Origin of the sequence: Novosphingobium sp. MMS21-SN21R (assembly GCF_031846015.1) — a bacterium.
Classification (GTDB): Bacteria; Pseudomonadota; Alphaproteobacteria; order Sphingomonadales; family Sphingomonadaceae; genus Novosphingobium.
On record NZ_JAVRDU010000001.1, the window covers coordinates 1,871,798 to 1,894,773 of the forward strand.

Here is a 22,976-nt window from a genome sequence, read left to right on the forward strand (position 1 = left end):
GGCAACGCTTCACGCGTAACCGCCCTCCAGTTCATCGCCCCTCATGCGACCAGGGGGGCGTTAGGGATCAGAAGTTGTAGCGAACCGAACCCGAGAAGGTGCGGCCCAGTGCAGGCGCGCCACCGATCACGACAGGATTTGCCGCCGCGTCAGCGATACCGCCATTGCCGCGCAGATCGAACGTGTCGAACAGGTTGTAAACCTGCAGGCCAAGTTCGAGGTTCTTGATCGGATAGATGCGCAGCGATGGGTTGAAGATCGCCTTGCCCGGATATTGGAAGCCGTTGCTGTCGATCGCGCTGGTCTGACCGGTCACAGCCATGCCCACCGTTGCCATCTCGCCGATGTCGTAGTTGGCCGACACGGTGTAGATCAGGTCGGGGATGCCATCTGCGCGGACGAAGTTCGCAGCGCCAGCGCCCTGCTTCTTCGCCTTCGAGTAGGTTGCGTTACCGACCAGGCTGAAGCCGCCGTTGCGATAGGTGCCGAAGAACTCCGCACCGCTCGACTTGTACTTGGCGTCGATCACGCAGCCACCTGCGCCACCGGGGCACTTCGTGGCAGACAGTTCGAAGGTCGACTGCTTGAAGCTGCCCTTGAGCAAGGTCAGTTCCATGGTGAAGCGGCCACCGAGCAGATCGCCACGGCTCTTGATGCCGAGTTCGTGCTGCTTGACGAAGTCAACCGAAGGCGTGATGCCATCGGCTGTGCAGCCGTTCGAGCCGATATCGCCCGAGGTGCAAAGCGCGCCGTCGTCGCGGATCTTGCCACCCAGAGTCTGGCGGTCACCGTTGAAGCGGCCACCGCGTGACGTGCGGGCGAAGATCGAAACGTTGGGCGAAACCTTGAACAGCCCGCCGAACGTGTACGACGTGTAGCTGCGAGTGTAGTTCAGCTGCTCGCGGACGCCGTTCGAGGTGATCGTCGGGATCGTTACGCCATTGCTGACGATGTTGAACTCCGAACCACCGGCAATCGCATAACCGCTGGCCTTGACCCGCTCGAAGCGCACCGAACCGTCGACGCCGAACATGTCATGATCGAGATCGAGCGAGATGTATGGCGCAGTGTTGGCATAGGACAGGTCATAGTCGCGGGCGCAGCAATTGCCCCAGTTGTTGTTGTAGCCCGAGGTGCCCGCCTGGGTCAGCTTGTTGCCCGCGCTATCGAAAAGGTCGAGCTGCGAAGGATTTTCGCCGCTCAGTTCGCGCAGCGACTTGTTCACATGCCAGTCCATCGCGATCTTCTGGTTCATGTAGAACACACCAGCACGCGCGGTGACCTTGCCTGCGCCGAACTCGTACTTTCCGGCCAGAGTCAGGTCGTTGGCGAAGCTGCCGATGTCGCGGATGTTGGTGCGGACGTTCACGTTGTTGTCGAGGTAGGCGTCAGTGAACAGCTCACCTGCCTTCAGGCCGCTGGCATAACGGATTGCGGCCACGGTCTTGCCGTTCACGGTCGAGCCAAGAACGCTCGAGGTGGGCGCGGTGTTGAGGAACGGCGAGGCGAAACCGCCGCTCATCTTGGTGTAGCGGGCGTTGTTGTCGACCGTGATGCCACCGTCGAATTCATAATGAAGCTGGCCGCCGAACGCCTTGGCGTTGGTGGTGATCCCGTCCATCTTCACGCGCTCGAGATTGCCGTCGCGGTTATAGATCAGGAAATCCTGATTGTAGATCGAGTAGTTCGAGCTGTCCCGGCCATCGAAGCCCGGATAGGGGCGGATGTTGCCGACGTTCTTGCCTGAAATGGTAGCGAGTGCGGGCGCGCCGGTGTAATTCGGCTCCTGCGTGTCGGCATACTTGAAGTTCAGGCGGAAGAAGCCCTTGCCGCCGTCGAATTCCTTGGTGAGGTTGCCCTTGACCTGGATCGAATCCGACACGGTGTAATCGGCGTGGAGCGGCCCGCGGCCGTTCTTGAAGTAGCCACCGACATGGAAATAGGTGGTGTCGTTGATCGAGCCGCCGTAGCGGAAATCGACGCGGGTTTCGTCATAGCCCAAGCCTTTGCCGACCGAGACGAAGCCGCCTTCCTGCTTGCCGGTGTGGCTGATGTAGTTGATGACCGCGCCCGGTGCCTGCGAGGCGAACGTCGTGGCTGAACCGCCGCGAACACCTTCGATGTTGGCAACCGACGAGTCGAAGCGGGTCCAGTAGTCGTTGTTACCGAACTGGATGTCGCCGAACAGGACGGTCGGCAGGCCATCTTCCTGGATCTGTACGAACGGCGAACCACCTGTTGCCACCGGAAGACCGCGCACGGCGATGTTAGAGTTACCACCAGGGCCGGAGGTGCCGGCCACCTGAATGCCCGGGATGGTGCGGAAAACTTCAGCTTCCGAGCTGGGCTTGAGGCTCTGGATCGTTTCGGCTGAGATTGAACTCACCGACACAGATGAGTTCAGCTGCGTCTTGTCGCGTCCAGATGCAGTGACCACGATCGCGTCAAGGCCAACGGATTCCGGAGCAGCTTCCGCGCTCTCAGCCTGGGCCGCATCTTGCGCCAGTGCAGGCGAAACCAGAAATGCGCTCGAAAGCGCGATAAACGAAACGCAAGTATGCAGGGGTGTCAGCTTCATAAAATCCTCCCACCAAGAAGCTCCTGCGTTTGAATTGCAGGAATCGGTCAGTCGCCGAATAGACCTGACTGCAATCGTTTGCAATACGATTCACAATCGATTGCAGCGAAGGCATACTGCGTTGCATTGATGCAACATACCGCGCCGGTGACCGCCCCATCTCCAACCGCAATCGGTTGACAGCCAAGGCTTGCACAACGCATCACAAGCCTATTAGAACGCGACGATAACCTGCAACCCAAACTCCTGCAGGATTGGGAAATTCGATGAACGACGGCAGGGCACCGGGCAAGATCAGGAACATTGCGGAACTCGCACGGATGGCCGGCGTATCGGCGGGCACGGTCTCGCGGGCGCTCGCAGACAAATCTCTGGTGAACAAGGAAACGCGCGAGCGAATTCAGGCTCTGGCGCGTGAGCACGGCTTCAGGCCCAACCAGATGGCGCGCCGGTTGCGCACACAGAAGACCGGCGTGATCGGTGTGGTGATTCCCCTCGGCCACGAACGCCGCCAGCATATCTCGGACCCGTTCTTCATGACTTTGTTCGGCTATCTGGCGGACGAGCTCACCGAAAGCGGCCATGACCTGATGCTGTCGCGCGTCATTCCGGGCGACGATGAATGGCTCGACCGAATCGTCGACTCTGGCATGCTCGACGGTGCCTTGGTTATCGGCCAATCGAACCAGACCGAAGCCATCGAGCGCGTTGCGCAGCATTACCGTCCATTGGTGATCTGGGGCAGCCATCGTGACGGCCAGGCACAGTGCACGGTTGGTGTGGACAATTTTGCAGGCGGCCGGTTGGCAGCGGAGAGACTGGTTGCGCGAGGGGCGAAGCGTCTGGCCTTCTTTGGCGACACGAATGGACCCGAGATCGCCGAGCGGCTTGCAGGTGCCCAAGCTGTTGCGGACGCCGCCGGGCTTTCGCTTCGCGCCTTTCCGACCCATCTGGCCAGCGATGAAATGGCCAGCCAGATCGCCGGGCACCTCGCAGATCTTGGCGGCGCCATCGAAGGTATCGTCTGCGCATCGGACATCATCGCCATGTCCACGATCCGCCTGCTGCACGAGCGCGGCATGGCCGTGCCCGATCAGGTGGCGGTGACCGGTTTCGACGACCTTCCGCTTGCCTCGCGCATGGTCCCGCAATTGACGACGGTGCGGCAGGATATCGCTGCTGGCGCGCGGGCCATGGTCGACGCGCTGCGCCGCCGTATCGACGGTGAAGACGCGCCTTCTACGGTAATGGTGCCGGAACTGATTGTCCGCGAAAGCGCCTAGGCAACCGTAACGCTGTCCCCATCGAAGCGCAGCGCAAAGCACGGCGCGGGCGTGCCGCCGAAATTGCTGCGCAGCAATTCGGGATGGTCAGCGAGCTTCCGGCCGCCCATCGAAAAATAGTCAGTGAAGCTCCAGACGACCCCTTCACCTGTTACCCACCAGCTATACGACTGCGTCGGCTCATCATCCGGATTGGCTGCAACTAGCCCGTTGCCGTTGATCGGGCGCCACGGACCTGCGAGACTCTCCGCTACCATCCCGTAGATGCCATTTGGCCCAGCTACTGCTCCGGGCGCAAACGTGTGCCGCTGCGTCGACCAGAAAAGATAATACAACCCGTTGCGCACCACGACGTGCGGCCGCTCGAGTTCATTGTTTACCCCGATGGCCTCGATCAGAGGGTCACCTAATTGCCACTCGCCGCGCTCAAGCGTGGCGATGCCGACGACACCGTTGAAAGCATGATCGGACCAGGCTGCGCTGCCGGTAAACAACACGTGTGCCTTGCCGGTTGCGGGGTCGCGCAAGTACGCTGGATCGCGGAAGCCCTTGATCAGACCGGGAGCGCCCTGGTCCTGACGGTCGCACACATAGCGCAAACCGTCTGCGACTACGAATTCCACAGCGTTCTGCCAATCACCAGGACCCGTGGCGCCCAAGTTTCCTTCAACTACGAACAGCCGTTGCTCGAAGGTCAATTCGGACTCGCCGCGCCGTCCCGCGGCAGTAATGAAGTGCTGTACCGTGACGCCGTCATCCATCAGGACTGCAGACCCAGCCCATTCACGGCTACCGGACGTCAAACCATCGGGAAAGGCGTTGCCGTGATCGGTCCAACCGTCGCTGCCACATGACAGTAACCGGATGCGCGCATGACCGTGCCGTTCTACGGGATCTGCGAATGCGGGCGCGCTCAAAAAGAACCACCATGCCCTGCCCAGATGCAAGACTGTTCGGCCATCCTCGTGTGCAAGCGGCCAGCAATCCCAAAGGTCGAGATCGGCGAACAACCTCTGGACATCGCTCGCCCGGATCAGGCCAATGCGCGGCAATTCGGAAAAGCCCTCAGGCTCCCAGTGCGTTGTCTTGGCGGGAACAATCGATTGAGGTTGCATCGAAACGTTGGACATTATCAGCTTTCAGAACCGGCAAGCATGGATCAGCCGCGTTTGCGCAGATGGAAAAGGGTTACGGTTTCGGCTTTGGCTGGCGGCAGCGGCAGCCCATTAGCGCTCAGCCAACCAGCATCGAGCGCGACCGGGTCAGCTTTCATAGCGTCGAACAGTGATGCAGAGTGAGCCGCGTGCCCGGCGTCACCGCCAGCGATGCGCAGCAGGCGGACGTCCCACATGCCGGGTTCCAGGAACGGTAGCGGCAGAGGCTGGGGCCGTCTGTCCTGCGGCGGGTCGTTGCGGATGACGAAGAGCAGGCATTCCGCGCTTGTGCCCTGCGCCTGCCAGACAACGCCGTCAGCGCCCTCCCCCAACCAGACCCGGCTACCGTGGAGAAGATCACGCCACTGCTTGTGGAAGCTGATCCATTCAGCCAGTTCGTCCCGCTCTTCCGCGCTCAGGGTGCGCGGGTCCATCTCGACACCGAGGTGGCCGCACATCGCCATGGCCGCACGAAAGGCCAGCGAATGGCGCCGGCCCGTTGCATGGGCGGGGCTGGCCGCGATGTGCGATCCCATCACCTCGGGCGGCAGGAACGCAAGAAATCCGCGCTGGATCGAAATGCGACTGACAGCATCGATATTGTCGCTGGTCCAGTAGCGGTGGCAATGGTCGGCCATGCCTGCATCATTGCGCCCCCCACCGCCTGCGCAGGCTTCGATCTCGACTGCGGGATGCGCCGCACGGACACGCGCAAAAAGATCGTAAGTGCCGCGAATTTGCGCTGCCCCTCCAGCGGGGGCCAAATCGCGGTTGTGATCCCATTTGAGGTAGGTAATCGGCAAATCACGCAGCAGCGCGTCTATGCAATCAAACAGATAATCGCGCACGTCTGTTCGGCGCAGATCCAGCACAAGTTGGTTGCGTGCAGTTGGCCGTGTGCGGTCCGGCAAGGCCAAAGCCCAGTCCGGGTGAGCCCGATACAGATCGCTGTCCGGATTGATCATTTCAGGTTCGACCCACAGACCGAATTCCATTCCCAGCGCATTGACCCGCCGGGCCAGCGGGCCGAGGCCTTGCGGAAACTTGCGCGGATCGGGTGTCCAGTCACCAAGCCCGGCGGTGTCATCATTGCGCCCCCGGAACCATCCATCGTCGAGGATGAAGCGCTCGACGCCAACCGAAGCTGCTGCTTCGGCAAGCGCAATGATCCGTTGTTCGTCGTGGTCGAAGTAGCAGGCTTCCCATGAGTTGAGATGGACCGGCCGTGGGCGCATGGTCCCGCCCGGCCAGTTTATCCTTGCCCTGACGGCGTCGTGGAATGCCGAGGCGGCGCCGTTGCGGCCAGTTGTGGAAACGGTGAAGATGGCGTCGGGCGCTTGCCAGCTTTCGCCGGGTGCAAGCGTGACTTCGCCGGGCTGCAGTACAGCGCCTGCGCTGAGCGTCCAGAACCCCTCGTCATCGCGCTCAACCGCGATGCGGCTGTCGCCGGACCATGCCAGTTGCAGCGCGCGCGCGGTCCCGGCGTGAAATGTTGCCCCCTCGTCGAGCACGAACAGCCCCGCAGCGCCGCCGTGCCCGGACATGCCCCGCCGAACCTCGCGCACCCACGCATGCTGCGGCATGGCCTCGCGGCATTCTACCAGTTCGGCATTGTGACGGCCGCGCCATGAAACGATCTCACGCGCCACGCTTGGCAAGGGCAGCGTGGTACTGGCCAGCCAGTCGATGCCAATAGGTGCTGAACCAATGTTGCGGACAATCGCCCGGCATACGAACGCTCCGCCACTGACCTCGAACTGCTGTTCCAGTTCTGCACCGGTGACCGGATCGTTGGAAACGATGTGTATGAAGGTTTCTGTGGCAGTTACGCTCGACCGGTCGAAGAAGGGTGCCAGCGCATGCCCGTCGCGGCGGAGCACGACTGCTGCAGGACCGAACCAGCCCAACCCCGCAGGAGGTGCCAGCGAAAACGGGACATCCTTGTCCAGTGAGTAGGACGCAGGAGTGCGCGTGTCGGCAATAGCGAAAATGTCCCCGACGGTTACGCGTGGGCCGAAATGGCGCCAGAGCGGCGAACCGTCTTCGCGTCGTTCCCAGACGAGGCTGCCCTCGCCTGCATGAAGGCTGACGATTTGCGACATCAGGCGGCAGCAGCCTCGCGCGGCATGGCTTGCACCCGGCCTTCACGCACCCAAAGTACCGAGAACCCTGCCAGAACCAGGCTGACACCACAGAACATCAGCATGTTGCGCGGATCGCCGCCAAGCGCGAGTTTGTAGGCGTCGAAGCCGATCGACACGAAGCCGAGGTCGAGGCGGCTCATCACAACGGCGAAGATCAGCATCGGGATGACGATCATCATGTTGAAAATGCCCATGTAGACGCCTGTCCGCTGCGGCGGGATCGAGTTGGTCAGGATCGCATATGGGTTGCCCATGATACTGCCCCAGGCGAGGCCGATGCCCACTGCGGGGAGGAACAGCAGCGCCTTGTCGGTCACCCCCGGCAGGGCCATCATCCCGATACCGCCGGCAAACAGGCAGAGCGCGTGGAGCGGCCCCGGACCGATCCGCCGGACCAGCGGCACCATGGCGAACGCTGTCACGAACGAGATCGCGTTGTAGAAGGCCGCGACTTCGCCGTTGGTCAGCACCGCACTATGGAAGGCGCTGCTGTGCACGTCGCTCGCGCCATAGACGGTGCGGCTGATCGAATAGACCGCGTAAGTCCAGTAGCCGGACATGCCGACCCACTGGAACAGGCTCATCAAGCCGAGCTTGCGCATCGCAACCGGCATGTCGACAATTGCGCTGCCGATTTCGCGCAAGGTCGCGCCCGCACCCTTGGGCTGCGCGGCGATGTGCGCACGCTCATCTGTCGTCAGCGGCAATTCGGGCACGCGCATCACCGACCAGACGATCGTGGTAAGCGAGAGCACCGCGCCGATCATGAATACCACGCGCACAGTGTAGGGGATGTTGTGGCTGTCCACCCAGTCCTGATTCATTCCCAACCCGACCAACAACGAAGGTGTCAGGAATGCCAGCATCTGGGCAAGCCCGGTGAATGCGCTTTGCGACAGGAACCCCGCCTGCCTTTGATCCGGATTGAGCCGGTCCGAGACGTAGGCGCGATAAGGTTCCATCGTAATGTTGTTGCCCGCATCGAGGATCCACAGCAGCGACATCGCCATCAGGATCGAACTCGAAAGTGGCATGAAGAACAGGCCGAACGCACAAAGAACAGCCCCGATCAGGAAATAGGGCGTGCGCCTGCCCCACTTGCTGTCAGTCCGGTCGCTCAAGGCGCCGATGATCGGTTGCACAAGCAGACCGGTGATCGGGCCAGCCAGTTGCAGCATTGGTAGCTGGGATTCATCCGCGCCAAGGTAGCTGTAGATCGGTCCCATGTTGCCCTGCTGCAGACCGAAGCTGAACTGCAGACCGAGAAACCCGAGATTCATCTCAAGCAGCCGTGACAGTGACAGGTGCGGACGATTGAGGTTCATGCGGGGACTCTCCAGCCGGGCTCCTGTGGCCCTTGACTGCACCATGTCACAAGGCGTCCATCATTACAACAATCGATTGCATAACGAGACGCGACATCACAGCACTGTTCCCGCGAAGCTTGTTGTATCTAGAACTGCACCTCGCTCAATGGTGTTGCTGCCAACACAGCTTCGGCACGCTCGCGCATGCGATTGGCAAACTGGCCGTGGGTGATGACATAAAGTTGATTGGCAAGGATTGCGTCTGCCACCATTTCGCCAACATCGTCGGGGTTCATCCACTCCTCACCCACGACGCGCTCGGACAAAGCCTGTTCGGACGCGCTGAACCCGCTTGCATCGCGCAAGTGCGCCGGGCGATTGCGGGCCGCTTCATGGATGTTTGATTTGACGAAGCCGGGGCACAGCACTGTCATCCCGATGCTCTTGGCGGCAAGATCAGCCCGCATGTTTTCCGACAAATTGAGCACGGCGGCTTTGCCTGCGGCATAAATCGCCAGGTGTCCCGGCATAGTCACCGAGGCGGCCAGTGAGGCGGTGTTGACCACATGGCCGCCACGACCCCGCGCGATCATCTGCGGCAGAACGCTCTGCATACCGTTGATGACGCCGCCAAGGTTTACGCCGATGCCAAAGTCCCAATCCGCATAAGTCGCCTCAAGCACTGGCCCTTCAACGCCGACACCGGCATTGTTGACGAGGATATCGATGCCGCCCAGCTCCTCGTCCATGCGGCGCGCAGTTTCAGCATAAGCGGCACGATCGGTCACATCGAGTTCGACAGCCGCAACGCTCTCGCCAAGCCCCTCGGCAGCCAAGCTGTCGAGCGCATTGGTGATGTGATCGACCCGCAAATCAGCGATGACGACAAATGCGCCCCGCTTTGCCAGCGCCTTGACGATGCCAAGGCCGATGCCCGAAGCCCCGCCAGTGACGAATACCGTTCTGCCCTCGAATGAACCCATGTCCATATCTACACCTCTCCTGCCTCGCCTGATCAATCGGCGGGATTTATCAGGACCTTGCACTGGTGCGAACGCTGCCTCAAGCGTTCGAAAACCTCGGGCGTAGCGGCCAATGAAATCGTGTCAGTTACCAGAAGTCTGGGTTCGACTGCGCCGCGATCCAGTGCATCCAGTGCGGCTTCGTACTCCTGACGAGTAAAGAAGGCCGAGGTGACCAATTTCACCTGCTTTGACAACATGGCGAAGCTGTTGATCGTATCGGGCCGGGTGCAAAGCCCCAGCAGCACGACTGTGCCATCGCTGCGCACTTGTTCGGTAGCCTGCGCAATGAGGCCGGGAACGCCGACACACTCGAACACTACGTCGGCCTTGCCGCCAAGCGCCCGCTCTGCGCTGCCAATCGGGTCAGCAGGGTCCACAACGAAATCGTGCGCGCCCATCTGCAGTGCACGATCACGCTGCCATTCGGTCAGGTCCTGAACGACCACGCGGCCCGCGCCAAAGCGCCGCGCCCAGAATGCAACGGCAAGTCCGATTGGGCCTGCACCCAGCACCAGCACCTTGTCGCCGATGCGCATGCCACTGAGACTTACGCCGTGCAGTGCGACGGCCACCGGCTCGACAATCGCGCCATCCGCCAGGCTGGCGCTCTGGGGCAGGCGCACGCACTGGTTTGGCTTGGTGAGGGCATATTCAGCGTACCCACCCCCTTGCAGCCCGAACCCTTCGCACCACTGCACCGCGCCTGTTTTGCAGGCATGGCATTGCCCGCAACTCTTCAAGGGAATGACCGAAACCAGATCACCAGTCTTCAGCCCTTCCACACCCTTGCCCAGCGCCACGATCTCGCCTGCAAACTCATGGCCGAGGATTGAGCCTGCGCCCTGCCCATAGGCAGGGTCCTCGGTCATGTGCAGGTCCGACCCGCAAATTCCGCAGCGCCCGACCTTGACCACGACGTCGCCCTCGCCCGGTGTGGGATCGGGGACGTTCTCCAGAGCGAGGGGCTGGTGCAGCCCCTGCATTACCGCCGCGCGCATGGCCTGTCCTTACTTGTACTTGCCGAGCATCATGCCGCCATCGATCACGACATGGCTTCCGGTCATGTAATCCGACGCATCGGACGCCAGCAGCAACGCGAGCGGCTTCAACTGGTCGGTCTCCGCCATTTTCCCTAGCGGCACGATGGCGTCCCAAGCCGCGCGCGCGACCGGGTCCTTCTTGAGCCAACCACCGCCGATGTTGGTGAGGAATGGCCCCGGCGCGATGGCGTTGATACGTATCCTGAATTCGGCGAGTTCCAGCCCGAGCGCACGCACCATGTGCAGCACACCGGCCTTGGCCGGCATATAAGGCAATCCGACGATTGGTTCGGTTACCAGCCCGGCATTGGAGGCCGTGGTGATGATTGCACCGCCGCTGCGGCCATTGGCGCGGCCATCCTTCTTCATGATCCGCACGGCGTTGCTGACGGTGTAGAACACGCCGTTGAGGTTGATCTGGATCGAACGGTCCCAGCGCTTGTGATCGTAAGTATCGACCTGGCCCTCCGGGTTGCGGTGCCCGGCGGGGTTCCAGAAGCCCGCGCCGGTATCGATCCCGGCGTTGGCAAAGCAGATGTCGAGGCCGCCATAGGCTGCATCGTGCGCATCGAATGCGGCGGCAACTTGATCCCAGTCAGATACGTCGACTTTGACCGACCGCACTTCATGCCCGTCAGCGCGCAGGCGTGCCGCTTCACGTTCGGCACCTTCTTCGTCAATGTCGGAAAGGGTGACCATCGCTCCTGCTTCGGCCATGGCTTCGGCATAAGCGAGGCCTATCCCCGATGCCGCCCCGGTCACGAACGCGCTGCGCCCCTTGATGTCGAATTTGTCGAGCGTTGCCATGGTCATCCTCTTGATTATTGAATTGTTATTCAGGGTCTTGTTGTTGTTCCCGGTCAATCAGCCGCTGCAGCATTCGGCGCGCACGCACGCCGGCGCCATCCCCGCCGAGTATTACTGGGCGCAGCGCCCAGAAATCCTGTCCCCGCATAAGCCGGTGGCTATCGCGGATCAGGGGCATGTCTTCCTGCTCGAACGCATATTCCAACGCGCCCCGCATCATTGCGGTGAAAGCGCCATCGCCCAGCCTGTAATCACGCGCGGTCGCCCAGAAATAGTGCGTGGTATCCGGCGTCTCGGGCGTGAATGCATGGAGTGAAGGCAGCAACGTGCAATCGTCATAGGGCATGCCCGGATCGCCAGCGCGAAAGTCGAAATAGAGCACGGCGGGCGCGTGCCATTTAACCCGTCCGTAAAAATCTTGCCGACGTCCCTCGGTGCCCATCACTGCCGAAATGCCCACCGACAGGAAATCGTCGGGGCGCACGTACTCGGCAAAGACGTTCTCGCCTTCCTGCCAGAACTTGCGCTCGCCCTCGGTGAAGGCGTTGGCGACTAGTGCCGGGTGGACGAAGTTCGCATGGCTGAGGTCGAGGATGTTGTCGCTGTAGAGTTCGTAATGCCCTTCGGCCACCGTTGCACCGCGAACCGCTTCCCATTCGGGGTCTGACAGCCACGAAAAGTCGGGGATCAAGTCGGCGTCGGCTTTCGCGGCCTCGCCCATCCAGATCCACAGCAGCGCATGACGTTCGATGAGCGGATAGACCTGCAATTGGACGTCAGGCAACTGACCGCCGGGATGGGGGTTATGCACGCAGGCCCCCGTCCGATCGAACCGCAGTCCGTGGTAGGGACACACCAGCGTGCCATCCGCCATGCTGCCGTGACCCAGCGGCGCAAAACGGTGCGGGCACCGGCCGCTGACGGCGTTCGCCCTGCCTTCGCCATCGCGGAACAGAGCGACCGGCTCTTCCAGAAATGTGCGCTGCTGGGGCGTTTCGGCCAGATCATCCGACCACCCGGCGACGTACCATGCATTGCGCAGGTACGTGCCGGTAGCCTGGGGAGTCAGGCGGGCAACCGGGGTTTTGTCCGCAGTCACCGCCCGCAAACCTCAGAGATAGAGCGCGGGGTTGATCGCGATCCCGTGTTCTTTGCAGTAGCTTTCGTAGTGATTCATGAACCACCACACGTCGAGGGTTTCGACATGGTTGCCATGTTCGTCGAAGAACTCGTTGGCGCCCTGCATGTGGAACAGTGCCTTCATCCCGTTCGGATCGTCGGTAACCAGCGTGTGCGCAGTACCCGGCGTTTCAGTGATGAATTCACCGGCGCGGCAGATCCAGTCATATTCGAGGTAGCGGAACGAGCCTTCAAGGCCGATCGCCCAGACCTTGCCGCCGTGCTTGTGCGTGCCGATCACGCCTGGGCCTTTGATCCACAGGATGTTGACGTAGATGTTCTCACGCACGTCAAACGCAAGATGCCGGATAGCCGCGTTGTCGCCGAACGGAACCCATGGGCTTTCGGCATCGGACGAGCCGACATATGTGCCTTCGACGCCTCTGGCGCGGATCAGGTCGCCGTAGAGTTCGGGTACGTCAACAATCTTGTATGCCCCGGACGGGGGTGCCTTCATCGTGCCCATGTGTGCCTCAGAGATAGAGCTTGGGATTGATCGCAATGCCGTTCTCGCGGCAATGCGTCTCGTAGTGGTTGATGAACCACCACACGTCGGTGGTATCGACCAGAACCGCGTTCTCGTCGTAGAAGTCGATCGGCCCTTGCATCCACCCGAACAGCTTGCAGCCCTGCGGATGGTCGGTGACGAGGGTGTGGCTCTCTCCGGGTGTTTCCAGAATAAGCCCGCCGGGCGACGCCACCCAGTCATATTCAAGATAGCGGACGCTGCCTTCAAGGCAGACCATGGTGATCGTGCCGCGATGGAAGTGTGTGCCAATCACGCCGGGGCCTTTGACCCACAGGATGTTGGAAAACAGGCCCTGCCGCACATCGAAGGCCAGATGCTTGATCGCGGCGTTATCGCCAAAAGGAACCCAAGGGCTGTCAACGTCGGTTTGGGCGTCGATGTAGCGCCCGCCGGGGCTAAGTCGCGCGACCAGTTCTTTATGCGCAAACGGCACGTCGACGATCTCGGCCTTGCTCGAAGGCGGAGCTGTCATCACGGTCATCGGACTGTCCTCTCAGCGGATCAGGGTATCGACGTAGTCCGCGCCAATGCCGACCTTGTCGTAGTGCTCACGCGCCGCCTTCATGTAATCGAACACGTCGTAGTGGCCGGTGGTGTTGCCGTCCTCGTCGAGCCACATCAGCGGGCCAGAAACGACGAAGAACACTTTCATCGGGTCTTCGTGTTCATAGCAGACCAAGGTGTGGCTCTCACCCGGCGTTTCATAAACGAAATCGCCAGCGGTGGCAGTCCACTCGTGCTCGAGATAGGCCCATTTGCCGCTGATGGTGTAGGCCCAGATCGGGTGCGGGTGATAGTGGCGGTTCACGAGGCCCGCCGACTTGCTCATCAGCACGTCTGCCCACATGTTCTTCGATGGGCTGATCCAGACGGGCTTCGAGGAGACAGTCTCGGAAATCGGCACCCAGTAACGTTCATCGCCATCGGCGATCTTGGGCAGGTAAATCTCGGGCAGTCCGCCCTCACGAAACACCTTCTCGACCGGCTTCAGGTCTTTCCAGAATTCTGCATGGGCGGCTTCTGCCATTTTCTCTCTCCGGAAAAGTCCGGGCGGAGCAAAGCCCCGCCCGGTCATTATTGTTGTGCTTAGAATTCAACGCCGAGACGTGCGTACCATTCACGTGGACGGCTGAAAGTGCCGTAGAACTGGCCACCTGCAATCTGCGCCTGACCGGTCACCAGATAACGCTCATCGGTGATGTTGGTCATGCCGACCGTCAGATCCCAGTTTTTGCCCGACTTGTAGGCAATGCTGCCATTGACGATGTCTGTCGGGGCACGCTGAAGCAGATAGGCCCGTTCCGTATCGTTCCACAGCGACGAACTGTGGGTGTAATCCGCGAGGATGACCAGCTTGGAATCCCCGCCAAGACCCACTTCGTAGCGCGGGCTGATGTTGAACTTCCACTTCGGCGTCTTGGGCAGATCGGCACCCGGGATCACGCCAGCCTGGAACGGATTGGGCGCAACCTGCGCACCAGCCAGAACCGAGGTGTAATAGGCGTCGGTGTAGCCTACCGAAGCGTTGATCAGGAAACCGTCCGTCGGGGCTGCAACAACCTCGACTTCGAAGCCCTTGATCTTGGCGTCGCCAGCGTTCTGAATGGTCGGCGAAACGCCCTGCTGGAAGTTGAGCTGGATGCCCTTGTAGTCGGTGGTGAAGGCAGCAGCGTTGATCTGCAGGCGACGGTCAAGCAGCGTCGACTTGATGCCTGCTTCCCAGGTCGTTGCCTTTTCTTCGTCGAAGTCCGGCGCGGTGGGCAGCGGGTTCGACAGACGCGTGGTCCAGCCACCCGTCTTGTAACCCTTTGACCAGCTCGCATAGAGCATCACGTCATCAGCCGGGTGATACTGCACGCCGATCTTTGGCGAGAAGTTGCTGAACACCTTCTTTTGTGTGCCCGCGATATAGTAACGCAGCGGCTGACCGGGATTGGGGAAACCAGCAGCAACGCGGCAGGCTTCCGAAATCGGGTTGATCGAGGCGCAGGGCGGCACGCCGACCTGGTTCAGGATCTTGTAGGTGAGACCGTTGGCATCCGACTGGAAGCCCTCGAACTCCTTGTTTTCCTTCGTGTAGCGACCACCAAAGGTGATGCCGAACTGTTCGGTTGGCTTGTAGTCGACCTGGCCGAAGAACGCGTAGTTCTTGGTGGACAGATCGTTGGGGCCGTCAACTTGCAGGAGGCCTTCGGCGAACGTCACATAGTCGTGAAGGTCACCAGCTTCCTTGAAGAAGTAGGCGCCCAGGACGTAGTTGAGCGTCTTGTCGAGAGCAGAGCCATTCAGCTGCAGTTCCTGGCTGAACTGATACTGGTTCATGGTGAAGCTGGTGTGCAGGAAGTTGAGCGGCGAACCGTCAATGTCCATGCCCACGTTCCAGTGCAGTTCACGATAGGCGGTGATCGACTTCAGCATCATCGTGTCGGAAAGGTCGAACTCGATCGTGCCCGAGCCGCCGTACGACGTCAGCTTCGAGTAGTTGTTGCCGTTGGCGTAGCTGGTGTCGATGTCCTTGGTAACGAAGCGGTTGTCATAAGGCAGGCGGTCGTTGTTGGGATCGGCATCGACATTCACGCCAAACACGGTCGGGTTGTCGAAGATCGAGGTCAGGCCACCAATGCCGCCGAGGTATGCAAACGAAGGCGGGCCGCCACCGCAATCGCCAACGACAATGCCCTGGATCGCGCAGTTGTAGGTGCCTGCAAATACCGCTGGCGTCGTGCCGATCAACCGGTTGGCGAGCTGCGACTGGTCGACCTTCATGTAATCGCCCGAGAGCGAGACACGGAAGTTCGCCTTGTTGTCATAGCGCAGCTTGCCGCGCAAGTTCCAGGTGTCGTCACCGCCCTCACTGCCATAACCGATATTGTTGTATCCGGCAGCTTTGTAATTGGTGATCGGAGTGGAATCGAAGTTGGAAGCGCCGGGGAACGGGATGCGCTTGACGTAACCATCACGGTTCTTGGTTGCGAAGCTGACGGAAGCTGCAAGCCCGTCAGACAAGGGAAGGTCAACCGTGCCGCGGGTCTGGATCAGACCAAAGCGACCGGTGGTGACATCACCCTTGAAGCGGAATTCATCGCCCGGATCGTGCGTGACGATCGAGATCGCGCCACCGATGGTGTTGCGGCCGAACAGCGTGCCCTGCGGCCCCTTGAGCACTTCGATGCGCTCGACGTCGGGCAGGTCCTGGTTTGCGCCAACAGAGCGTGCGAGGTAAACGCCATCGAGATAGACGCCCACGCCCGGATCGATGTTGAACGCAAAATCGTTCGCGCCGATGCCGCGAATGTACGCCGAAAGCACTGCGCTCGACCCCGAGAACGGCGTGCCGGCGTCAAGCGTGACGTTAGGCGAGATGTTCGAAAGCGAGGCAACGCTGCTCACCGCGCGTTCCTGCAGCGAGTCAGCGCTGAACGCCGAAATCGCGATAGGAACATCCTGAACGTTTTCAGCGCGCTTCTGCGCAGTGACGACGATCTCTGCGATGCCGCCGGACGGCGCAGCAGCCTGGTCCTGCGCATATGCAGGCATGGCGATGGCAACTGCCATTGCTGCAACGGAAACCGATGCAAACTTCATGGTCTTCCTCTCCCTGTTTATCAAATTGCGGACCGGCTCATTGCTTGTGAACCGGCATTGACGACATTAACTAGCGGGGCACTTCCACTTCCGCTTGCACTAGTGCGCAAGCCGATCAGGACTGCAGCGCAAGCCCCGCATGCGCTGCATCCCGAACCCATTATCTTCCCAGTCTCCAATCACGGGGTGCGGCTCCAAACTGCTGCCGGAAGCACCGCGTGAAGTAGGCACTGTCATTGAAACCAAGTTCGAACGCGATTTCGGTAATGCTGGCGTCGGGCCGGGCCACAAGCCTGTCAGCCGCGCGGCGCAGCCGCTGATCGAGGATATAGGCACTCGGCGTCGTGCCCATTGCGGCAAAGACATTCTGGACGGTCCGGACCGATATGCTGCAGGCATCGGCGATTGATGCAGTGCGCAAGGCCGGATCTTCCAGAGCGGATGCAACCATTGCCAGCACGCGCTGGCGCATATCGGCGTCGCGGGAATCGGCTGATGGGCGCTGCGCACCGCGCATGGCCAATGCTGCAAGATCGTAGAACACGGCGTTTACGCCGCTTTCCCAATCCGGATCCTGCGAGGCGCGCTCGCCCTGTTGCCACAGCGACAGGAGGAAATCGTGAAACACCCTGCCCCCCGGCGTCGCGCCACACATCCGCAGCATTAGCGCATCGTCGACACCAGGAAACCGCTCGACCAGAGGTGCCTTTGGAAACTCGACCACCAGTAATTCATGCCCGGTCAGCTTGATCGAATAGGGCAAGTGCGGATCGGCGAGCACGAAGTCTCCCGGCTGCAATGCGCATTCTGCCTGCTTTTGGGCGTGCTCACTTGTCCCACGGCATTGCAGATGCAGGATCAACCGTTCCTCATTGTGTGGCAGCGGCGCGCGGCCCACCATCGAGCGCGTGGAATCGGTGCGGATCATGTCGAGTTCGCCAACCCGCCAGGAGAGCATCCGACCGGAAAACTCCTCGCCCGGCACCTTGACGAACGTGCCGGTGAAAACGCGGTCAACGATTTCATTCCAGAAGCGCGCACGGTCTGGCGGCGCAATGTTGCCGGTATCGAACTTGAGAAGCGCACCCATGGTTCGTCTCTCCTCTCAGGCGCCTGCGGCCAACGCGGACGTTGCACGGCGCGCCACGATGCGCGGCGCGGATTCGACCAAGCCGAGCGTGCAGAGTCCAGCCAGCAACGTGCAGCCAAGCATGAGCCACATGGGCGCATTCAGGCCGTAACCATCGGCGAGTGTTCCAGCGAAGATTGGGCTGAGCACGCCGCCGACGACCTCGCCTGTGCCCATCACGACGCCGGTCAATGTTGCGGTCAAACGCGGATCAACCGATTCAGAAGGAATGGTCGCCATGAACATCGGGAACAGACCGTTGAGGCCCCACCCGAAGAAGAAGATCGCGGCCAGAACGATGGTCGGACCCTGATAGTAGATCGCCGCGAGCGGAAGAATGGCACCAAAGAACGAAAAGAAGATCATCACCGGACGGCGACCGATCACGTCCGAAATCGCCGGAACCACGAAGCTGCCTAGACCTGCCGACACACCAAGCGTAGCCATGAGCCAGCTCATGGTCTCGGGGCTGAAACTGCGGCCCTTGGTCAGGAACAACGGCATGAAAGCCCAGCAGACGACAAGGTAGGACACGAGCAGGATCGAAATCAGTGCGCAAAGAATGACGTTGCGGTGGGCAAAAGCCTCCCGGAGCGAGACCTTGGGGTTGGCATCGTCATGCACCTCGACGGGCGGCTCGCGGAGAGTGAACCAGATGAGCGCAGCGGTAATCAAACCGGGCAGCGCAGCAAGATAGAACCCCGTCCGCCAGCCCACGGCCATGGCAACCGGCACGAGGAGGATCGGGGCAAGGCCCGAACCGAGCAGGTTCGATCCCAGGTTCTGTGCCACGCCCATAGCCATTCCGCGCCGTTCTGGCGCGACTTCGGAAACGATGATCGAGTGGCTTACCGGCATTACCCCGCCTTCGGCCGCGCCCATCAGCAGTCGCGCGCCAAGCAGCATCATGAACGAAGATGCCATGCCCGATACGAACGAGCAGAGACAGAACGCGATAGTGGCGATGACGACCACGGGTTTGCGTGATCCAAGCTTGTCCGAAATGCGACCAACCATCAGGCCCGAGAGAGCCCAAGTCAGCGAGAGTGCTGAGCTGAACAAGCCAACCTGGGTATTTGACAGTTGCAAGTCCGGCTGGACGAACGGCATCAGGAAGTTGAGCGCATTGCGGTCAAAGAAGAGAATACCGAAATTCAGGCTGAGCAACGCGGTCACCCAGACCTGGTATCCGCCACTGCGCACATGGCTCACGCCGGGCCCTTGATCATTCCGCATTACCATCTCCCGCTTTCGGTCTGCTGCCGTTTATCTTGTGACTTGATACGCCGTGATACAGGCCTGCGAGCAACTCCTCTTGCATTGTCGCGCATCGCGATAAGGATTCCAGCGCATCGCTCAAATGAAGGAACGCACAGGATCGGCGCCATCCCAACCCTGCGATGCTCGCCACATTGCGGTGAAATGCGCGTCCATGCCGGGTGTGGCAGGGATCAGTTCGAGAAAGCCGGGTGCCGCGGCATGACCGCCTTCCAGGTAGGCCACGCTGCCGCCTGTTGGCACGGCCGCCTTGAACGCCAGTTCGTATCCGTTTGCGAGATAGTCGGGCAGCGCAGCTTCGACATCCTCGCACGCAATTCCGAAATGATGAAATCCGTGGCCACGCTGCAAAATTGTTTCGCGGTATACCGACGGATTATCATCGAGTGGTTGGATGAGTTCGATCTGCATGTGCCCGACAAAACCCATCGCGATTGTTACGTCGGCAACAGAAGGCGCACCGCGATAGAACTGATCTTCTCCGAGAAAGTGGTCGAGCAGAAAAAACGGGCCAGCCGCACAATCGCGCTGGAAATGCGCAATCGAGGCACTGATATCCGCGACCACGAACGCGGTCTGCATCACACCCCCCATCGGCTGACCGAAGCCAAGCACCTTGCCCATTCATTCCCTCTCCTGAACCTCCGCCTCTATCGGGCGAACGGTACACTATGATTGTATTTCAAAGCGTTATTGCGACTTTCCCGAACAATCCGGCTGAGGATTGATATTCCCAGGCCTGCCGCGCGTCTTCCATTGCAAAAGTTCGATCGACGACTGGTTTAATGCCATGCTTGTCAATGAAGCCATTGAGGCGCTGCGCCATGCCCTTTGAGCCGACGAAAATGCCGCGGATCGATGCGCCCTTGAACATCAGTCCGTGAGGGCTCGTATCACCCTCGCGGGTCAGCACACCTATCAGAGCGATCTCTCCGGCGAACCCCACGGCTGCTATGCTCTGCTTGAGCGTACCCGCGCCGCCGACCTCAACAACATGATCGACGCCGCCGCCGGCCATTCGAGCAGCCTCCGCACCCCAGTCTGGCGTTGTGCGGTAGTTGATCACGTGATCGGCGCCCATTGCTCTGACGCGCTCAAGCTTTTCGTCCGACGAAGACGTGGCGATCACACGAGCGCCGGCCGCCTTGGCAATCTGCAGGGCAAGGAGGGAAACCCCGCCTGTCCCCAGCACCAGTACAGTGTCGCCGGGCTTAACGGGACGAGGTCCCTCCATCAACGCGTTCCACGCCGTAACACCCGCGCAGGGCAGGCAGGCGGCCTCGGTGAAATCCAGACTCTGTGCGATCGGCACAACGCCGCGTTCGGGCAGAACTACATAGTCCTGCAGCATCCCCGGCGCTGGCGGCGCGCCCAAAGCGACCCCCATTCCGGGGTTCGGCAGACCGTCCATCCAGTCCTGGAAGAAAATCCCGGCGACGCGGTCACCCACTTTGACCGAAGTTACGCCCTCTCCGACCGCGGCAACTTCGCCAGCGCCATCAGAGAGCGGAACTGTATCATGCGGCACCACTCCGCCCATGTAGAGGCCGAGAGGGATGATTTGGTCGCGGAAGTTAAGCGAGCAGGCGCGGATTTTGACCAGCACCTCACCTGCGCCGGGCTGCGGCATTGCCGTATCGACCAACCGAAGTCCGGCTAGTGACGTAGAACCTTCGCTGACAAGCCACTGGCGCATTGATATCTTCTCCCGGAGCTACAATCACTCATTCGGCGCCAAGATTTAATAAGCGGGACAAACCGTTTTCACCTGGTGGAACTAATTTGGATTCAATTCCAAAGCTTTCCCGATGACCTGGGCCGTTGCCTTGAGCGCTGCGAGGTGGCGCTGCACCACCTCGTCGTCCGCGCCGCGCCGCCCCGGCCACGTCACGTTGATGGTTGCGATCGGCGCGCCCGACACCATGATCGGCACTGCCATCGACCGCCTGCCATCGCGCAGAATCAGTTGTTTCGAACGGTCGGGCCACGGCAGCAACGGATCGCGGGTCGCATAGCCCCGCTTGCGCACTTCCATCAGCATCTGCCTCAGTTCAGCTTCGCTGCCTTCTGGAGCATTGGCTGGCCGCAGGCGATCAATGATCGAATCCCGCTCAGTCTCACTGCACGCAGAAAGGTAGGCCCGGCCCGTCGCAGTATGGATGTATGACAGCTTGACCCCTACCGGTCCAAGCACAGCCGAATCGAGCCTGAACAACGGACTGTTCGTTTCAAGGATCTCCATATGATCCAGGCGTGGGGCCGCGAGGACTGACGGCCAGGCGATGCGGGTCGACAATGCCTTCATGTGTGGCGAGGCGACCTCGGCGATGTGAGTCGAAGACGTAACAGGAGCGCGCTCTATTCGTTCGACGTGTGGCAGGTAGGCACCGTCGGCGAGCCTCTGCCAGACAAGACCCTTTTGCCCAAGAGTCACAAGCATTCTCAACAAGGTAGCCTTCGGCAATGCCGTCGCCAGATGCAATTCGTGCAGGCTGGCCGCCTTGCGCGTCTGCACTTCGATCAAAACGTCGAGTCCGCGCTCCAGCGCGCGCACCGTCTTCACCTTGCGGTCCAGCATCATCCTGCTCCCAGTGAATTCTACGTTTCACCTTATGGAACGCAAAATCCCGAAACCATCGTGCAAAGTCAACCATAGTGTCGCACCTATGCGCGACGGAGAGGAAAACAATGACAAAGCCAACCACCGATAGGTCCGAAAGCAAGCCGAGCGTCCTGTTCATCTGCACCCAGGACACCAAGGAAGAAGAAGCACACTTCACGCGCGCGATTCTCGAAGAAGCTGGCGTTCGGGTCGTCCACCTTGATCCAAGTGTGCGCCGGACGGTCGGCGGAGCGGAAATCTCCCCGGAAGCGGTTGCTCAGGCCGCTGGCACGACGATCGAGGACGTTCGCAAGCTCGGCCACGAAGGCAAATGTCAGGATGTCATGATCCGTGGCGCGATTGCAGCAGCTCAGGCGTGGAATGCCAAAGATCCGTTAAGCGGCATCCTGGCCGTGGGTGGTTCAATGGGGTCGGCGCTTGCTGGCGCGCTCATGCAAAGCTTTCCCTACGGCCTGCCCAAGCTGATCGTCTCGACGATGGCTTCAGGGTTCACCAAGCCATACATGGGGATCAAGGACGTCGCGATGATGAATGCGGTGACCGATATCTCGGGCATCAACACGATCAGCCGCGATGTTTTCCGCAATTCCGCCAATGCAGTTGCCGGCATGGCAAAGGGCTATCGTCGTGAGGCCGCGGGCGACAAGCCGCTCGTCCTGATCACGACACTCGGCACCACCGAAGCGAGCGTGAAACGCATCCGCCAGGCGCTCGAAAGCGACGGCTGCGAGGTCATGGTGTTCCATTCGTCAGGCGCTGGTGGGCCGACGCTGGATGGTCTGGCAACCGACAAGGAGACGGCGCTGGTCCTTGACCTCTCGCAAACCGAAGTTCTCGACCATCTCAACGGCGGACTGGCCGATTCTGGGCCAGATCGCGGGCGCGCAGCACTGCGCAAGGGCATTCCCACGATCATCGGGTTCGGCAACGCCGATTTCATCATTGGCGGGCCGCTTGAAATATCGCGCGTGCAGTTCCCCGGCCGCCGTTATCACGAGCACAATCCCCAGCTGACGGCAGTGCGCACAAACGTCGCCGATCTCGAAAAGCTCGCCGATCACCTTGCGGCGAACATTCGTGACGCCAAGGGGCCGGTGCGCGTATTCACCCCGCTGCAGGGCTTCTCCAGCCATGACAGCAACGCCGGTCACTTGCTCGACCTGTCGGTTCCGGGGCCTTTCGCGGAATATTTGCGCAAGGTCATGCCGGTCAATGTGCCGGTTACCGCCGTCGACGCCCATTTCAACGACGAAGCCTTCTCGGACGCGGTGATCGCCGCCGCGCGCGAGATGCTGGCTGCAAAGGCTTGATTCCA

Annotated in this window: 19 protein-coding genes; 2 read left to right on the top strand and 17 right to left on the bottom strand. The window is 60.8% G+C overall.

Annotation, left to right across the window (positions count from 1 at the left end):
- Positions 1-67: 67 nt before the first annotated feature.
- Positions 68-2,578, bottom strand: coding sequence for a TonB-dependent receptor domain-containing protein (locus tag RM192_RS09060; RefSeq protein ID WP_311507209.1), 2,511 nt, complete (start codon positions 2,576-2,578; stop codon positions 68-70).
- Between the two features lie 266 nt (positions 2,579-2,844).
- Between RM192_RS09060 and RM192_RS09065 the strand changes: the two genes are divergently transcribed.
- Positions 2,845-3,861, top strand: a complete 1,017-nt coding sequence (locus tag RM192_RS09065) for a LacI family DNA-binding transcriptional regulator (protein ID WP_311507210.1) — start codon at positions 2,845-2,847, stop codon at positions 3,859-3,861.
- Here RM192_RS09065 and RM192_RS09070 read toward each other — a convergent pair.
- The 16 genes from RM192_RS09070 to RM192_RS09145 form a co-directional block, all read right to left on the bottom strand.
- The gene (locus RM192_RS09070; RefSeq protein WP_311507211.1) at positions 3,858-4,976 is read right to left on the bottom strand and encodes a glycoside hydrolase family 68 protein; all 1,119 of its coding nucleotides are present in this window, start codon (positions 4,974-4,976) and stop codon (positions 3,858-3,860) included. The genes RM192_RS09065 and RM192_RS09070 overlap by 4 nt on opposite strands.
- A 44-nt stretch (positions 4,977-5,020) precedes the next feature.
- A complete protein-coding gene (locus RM192_RS09075; RefSeq protein ID WP_311507212.1) occupies positions 5,021-7,117 on the bottom strand; it encodes an alpha-galactosidase in 2,097 nt (698 codons plus the stop codon).
- Entirely contained in the window at positions 7,117-8,484 is a 1,368-nt protein-coding gene (locus RM192_RS09080) for an MFS transporter (RefSeq protein WP_311507213.1), read from the bottom strand. The genes RM192_RS09075 and RM192_RS09080 overlap by 1 nt, the downstream gene beginning before the upstream one ends.
- Positions 8,485-8,612: 128 nt before the next feature.
- Positions 8,613-9,449 (bottom strand): SDR family NAD(P)-dependent oxidoreductase, encoded by an 837-nt coding sequence (locus RM192_RS09085; protein WP_311507214.1) that lies wholly within the window; start codon positions 9,447-9,449, stop codon positions 8,613-8,615.
- Positions 9,450-9,481: 32 nt separating this feature from the next.
- A complete protein-coding gene (locus RM192_RS09090; RefSeq protein ID WP_311507215.1) occupies positions 9,482-10,489 on the bottom strand; it encodes a zinc-binding dehydrogenase in 1,008 nt (335 codons plus the stop codon).
- Positions 10,490-10,498: 9 nt separating this feature from the next.
- A complete protein-coding gene (locus RM192_RS09095) occupies positions 10,499-11,338 on the bottom strand; it encodes an SDR family NAD(P)-dependent oxidoreductase (RefSeq protein ID WP_311507216.1) in 840 nt (279 codons plus the stop codon).
- 25 nt (positions 11,339-11,363) lie between these two features.
- Complete coding sequence (locus RM192_RS09100; protein ID WP_311507217.1) at positions 11,364-12,437, bottom strand: aromatic ring-hydroxylating dioxygenase subunit alpha; 1,074 nt, start codon at positions 12,435-12,437, stop codon at positions 11,364-11,366.
- A 12-nt stretch (positions 12,438-12,449) separates the two neighbouring features.
- The gene (locus RM192_RS09105) at positions 12,450-12,983 is read right to left on the bottom strand and encodes a 2,4'-dihydroxyacetophenone dioxygenase family protein (protein WP_311507218.1); all 534 of its coding nucleotides are present in this window, start codon (positions 12,981-12,983) and stop codon (positions 12,450-12,452) included.
- A gap of 7 nt (positions 12,984-12,990) precedes the next feature.
- Positions 12,991-13,527 carry a 2,4'-dihydroxyacetophenone dioxygenase family protein gene (locus RM192_RS09110; RefSeq protein WP_311507219.1) on the bottom strand — a complete coding sequence of 179 codons (537 nt, stop codon included), beginning with the start codon at positions 13,525-13,527 and terminating at the stop codon, positions 12,991-12,993.
- Positions 13,528-13,539: 12 nt separating this feature from the next.
- Positions 13,540-14,073, bottom strand: a complete 534-nt coding sequence (locus RM192_RS09115) for a 2,4'-dihydroxyacetophenone dioxygenase family protein (protein WP_311507220.1) — start codon at positions 14,071-14,073, stop codon at positions 13,540-13,542.
- A gap of 59 nt (positions 14,074-14,132) precedes the next feature.
- Positions 14,133-16,631, bottom strand: coding sequence for a TonB-dependent receptor (locus RM192_RS09120; protein WP_311507221.1), 2,499 nt, complete (start codon positions 16,629-16,631; stop codon positions 14,133-14,135).
- 160 nt (positions 16,632-16,791) lie between these two features.
- On the bottom strand, positions 16,792-17,721 hold the full coding sequence (locus tag RM192_RS09125; protein WP_311507222.1) for a helix-turn-helix domain-containing protein: 930 nt from the start codon (positions 17,719-17,721) through the stop codon (positions 16,792-16,794).
- A 15-nt stretch (positions 17,722-17,736) separates the two neighbouring features.
- Positions 17,737-18,996, bottom strand: a complete 1,260-nt coding sequence (locus RM192_RS09130; protein WP_311507223.1) for an MFS transporter — start codon at positions 18,994-18,996, stop codon at positions 17,737-17,739.
- A gap of 120 nt (positions 18,997-19,116) precedes the next feature.
- Complete coding sequence (locus tag RM192_RS09135; protein ID WP_311507224.1) at positions 19,117-19,662, bottom strand: VOC family protein; 546 nt, start codon at positions 19,660-19,662, stop codon at positions 19,117-19,119.
- Between the two features lie 58 nt (positions 19,663-19,720).
- Positions 19,721-20,734, bottom strand: coding sequence for an NAD(P)-dependent alcohol dehydrogenase (locus RM192_RS09140; RefSeq protein ID WP_311507225.1), 1,014 nt, complete (start codon positions 20,732-20,734; stop codon positions 19,721-19,723).
- Positions 20,735-20,815: 81 nt separating this feature from the next.
- On the bottom strand, positions 20,816-21,616 hold the full coding sequence (locus tag RM192_RS09145; protein ID WP_311507226.1) for a helix-turn-helix domain-containing protein: 801 nt from the start codon (positions 21,614-21,616) through the stop codon (positions 20,816-20,818).
- 110 nt (positions 21,617-21,726) lie between these two features.
- On the opposite strand from RM192_RS09145, the gene RM192_RS09150 reads away from it, so the two are divergent.
- On the top strand, positions 21,727-22,971 hold the full coding sequence (locus RM192_RS09150) for a Tm-1-like ATP-binding domain-containing protein (protein ID WP_311507227.1): 1,245 nt from the start codon (positions 21,727-21,729) through the stop codon (positions 22,969-22,971).
- Positions 22,972-22,976 lie beyond the last annotated feature (5 nt).

Excerpts from the sequence above, each read along its gene's own strand:
- RM192_RS09125 (WP_311507222.1), bottom strand. The coding sequence starts at position 17,721 with ATGGGTGCGCTTCTCAAGTTCGATACCGGCAACATTGCGCCGCCAGAC.
- RM192_RS09130 (WP_311507223.1), bottom strand. The coding sequence starts at position 18,996 with ATGCGGAATGATCAAGGGCCCGGCGTGAGCCATGTGCGCAGTGGCGGA.
- RM192_RS09090 (WP_311507215.1), bottom strand. The coding sequence starts at position 10,489 with ATGCGCGCGGCGGTAATGCAGGGGCTGCACCAGCCCCTCGCTCTGGAG.
- RM192_RS09115 (WP_311507220.1), bottom strand. The coding sequence starts at position 14,073 with ATGGCAGAAGCCGCCCATGCAGAATTCTGGAAAGACCTGAAGCCGGTC.
- RM192_RS09060 (WP_311507209.1), bottom strand. The coding sequence starts at position 2,578 with ATGAAGCTGACACCCCTGCATACTTGCGTTTCGTTTATCGCGCTTTCG.
- RM192_RS09120 (WP_311507221.1), bottom strand. The coding sequence starts at position 16,631 with ATGAAGTTTGCATCGGTTTCCGTTGCAGCAATGGCAGTTGCCATCGCC.
- RM192_RS09105 (WP_311507218.1), bottom strand. The coding sequence starts at position 12,983 with ATGGGCACGATGAAGGCACCCCCGTCCGGGGCATACAAGATTGTTGAC.
- RM192_RS09140 (WP_311507225.1), bottom strand. The coding sequence starts at position 20,734 with ATGCGCCAGTGGCTTGTCAGCGAAGGTTCTACGTCACTAGCCGGACTT.
- RM192_RS09150 (WP_311507227.1), top strand. The coding sequence starts at position 21,727 with ATGACAAAGCCAACCACCGATAGGTCCGAAAGCAAGCCGAGCGTCCTG.
- RM192_RS09110 (WP_311507219.1), bottom strand. The coding sequence starts at position 13,527 with ATGACCGTGATGACAGCTCCGCCTTCGAGCAAGGCCGAGATCGTCGAC.
- RM192_RS09095 (WP_311507216.1), bottom strand. The coding sequence starts at position 11,338 with ATGGCAACGCTCGACAAATTCGACATCAAGGGGCGCAGCGCGTTCGTG.
- RM192_RS09135 (WP_311507224.1), bottom strand. The coding sequence starts at position 19,662 with ATGGGCAAGGTGCTTGGCTTCGGTCAGCCGATGGGGGGTGTGATGCAG.
- RM192_RS09080 (WP_311507213.1), bottom strand. The coding sequence starts at position 8,484 with ATGAACCTCAATCGTCCGCACCTGTCACTGTCACGGCTGCTTGAGATG.
- RM192_RS09145 (WP_311507226.1), bottom strand. The coding sequence starts at position 21,616 with ATGCTGGACCGCAAGGTGAAGACGGTGCGCGCGCTGGAGCGCGGACTC.
- RM192_RS09065 (WP_311507210.1), top strand. The coding sequence starts at position 2,845 with ATGAACGACGGCAGGGCACCGGGCAAGATCAGGAACATTGCGGAACTC.
- RM192_RS09070 (WP_311507211.1), bottom strand. The coding sequence starts at position 4,976 with ATGCAACCTCAATCGATTGTTCCCGCCAAGACAACGCACTGGGAGCCT.
- RM192_RS09075 (WP_311507212.1), bottom strand. The coding sequence starts at position 7,117 with ATGTCGCAAATCGTCAGCCTTCATGCAGGCGAGGGCAGCCTCGTCTGG.
- RM192_RS09085 (WP_311507214.1), bottom strand. The coding sequence starts at position 9,449 with ATGGGTTCATTCGAGGGCAGAACGGTATTCGTCACTGGCGGGGCTTCG.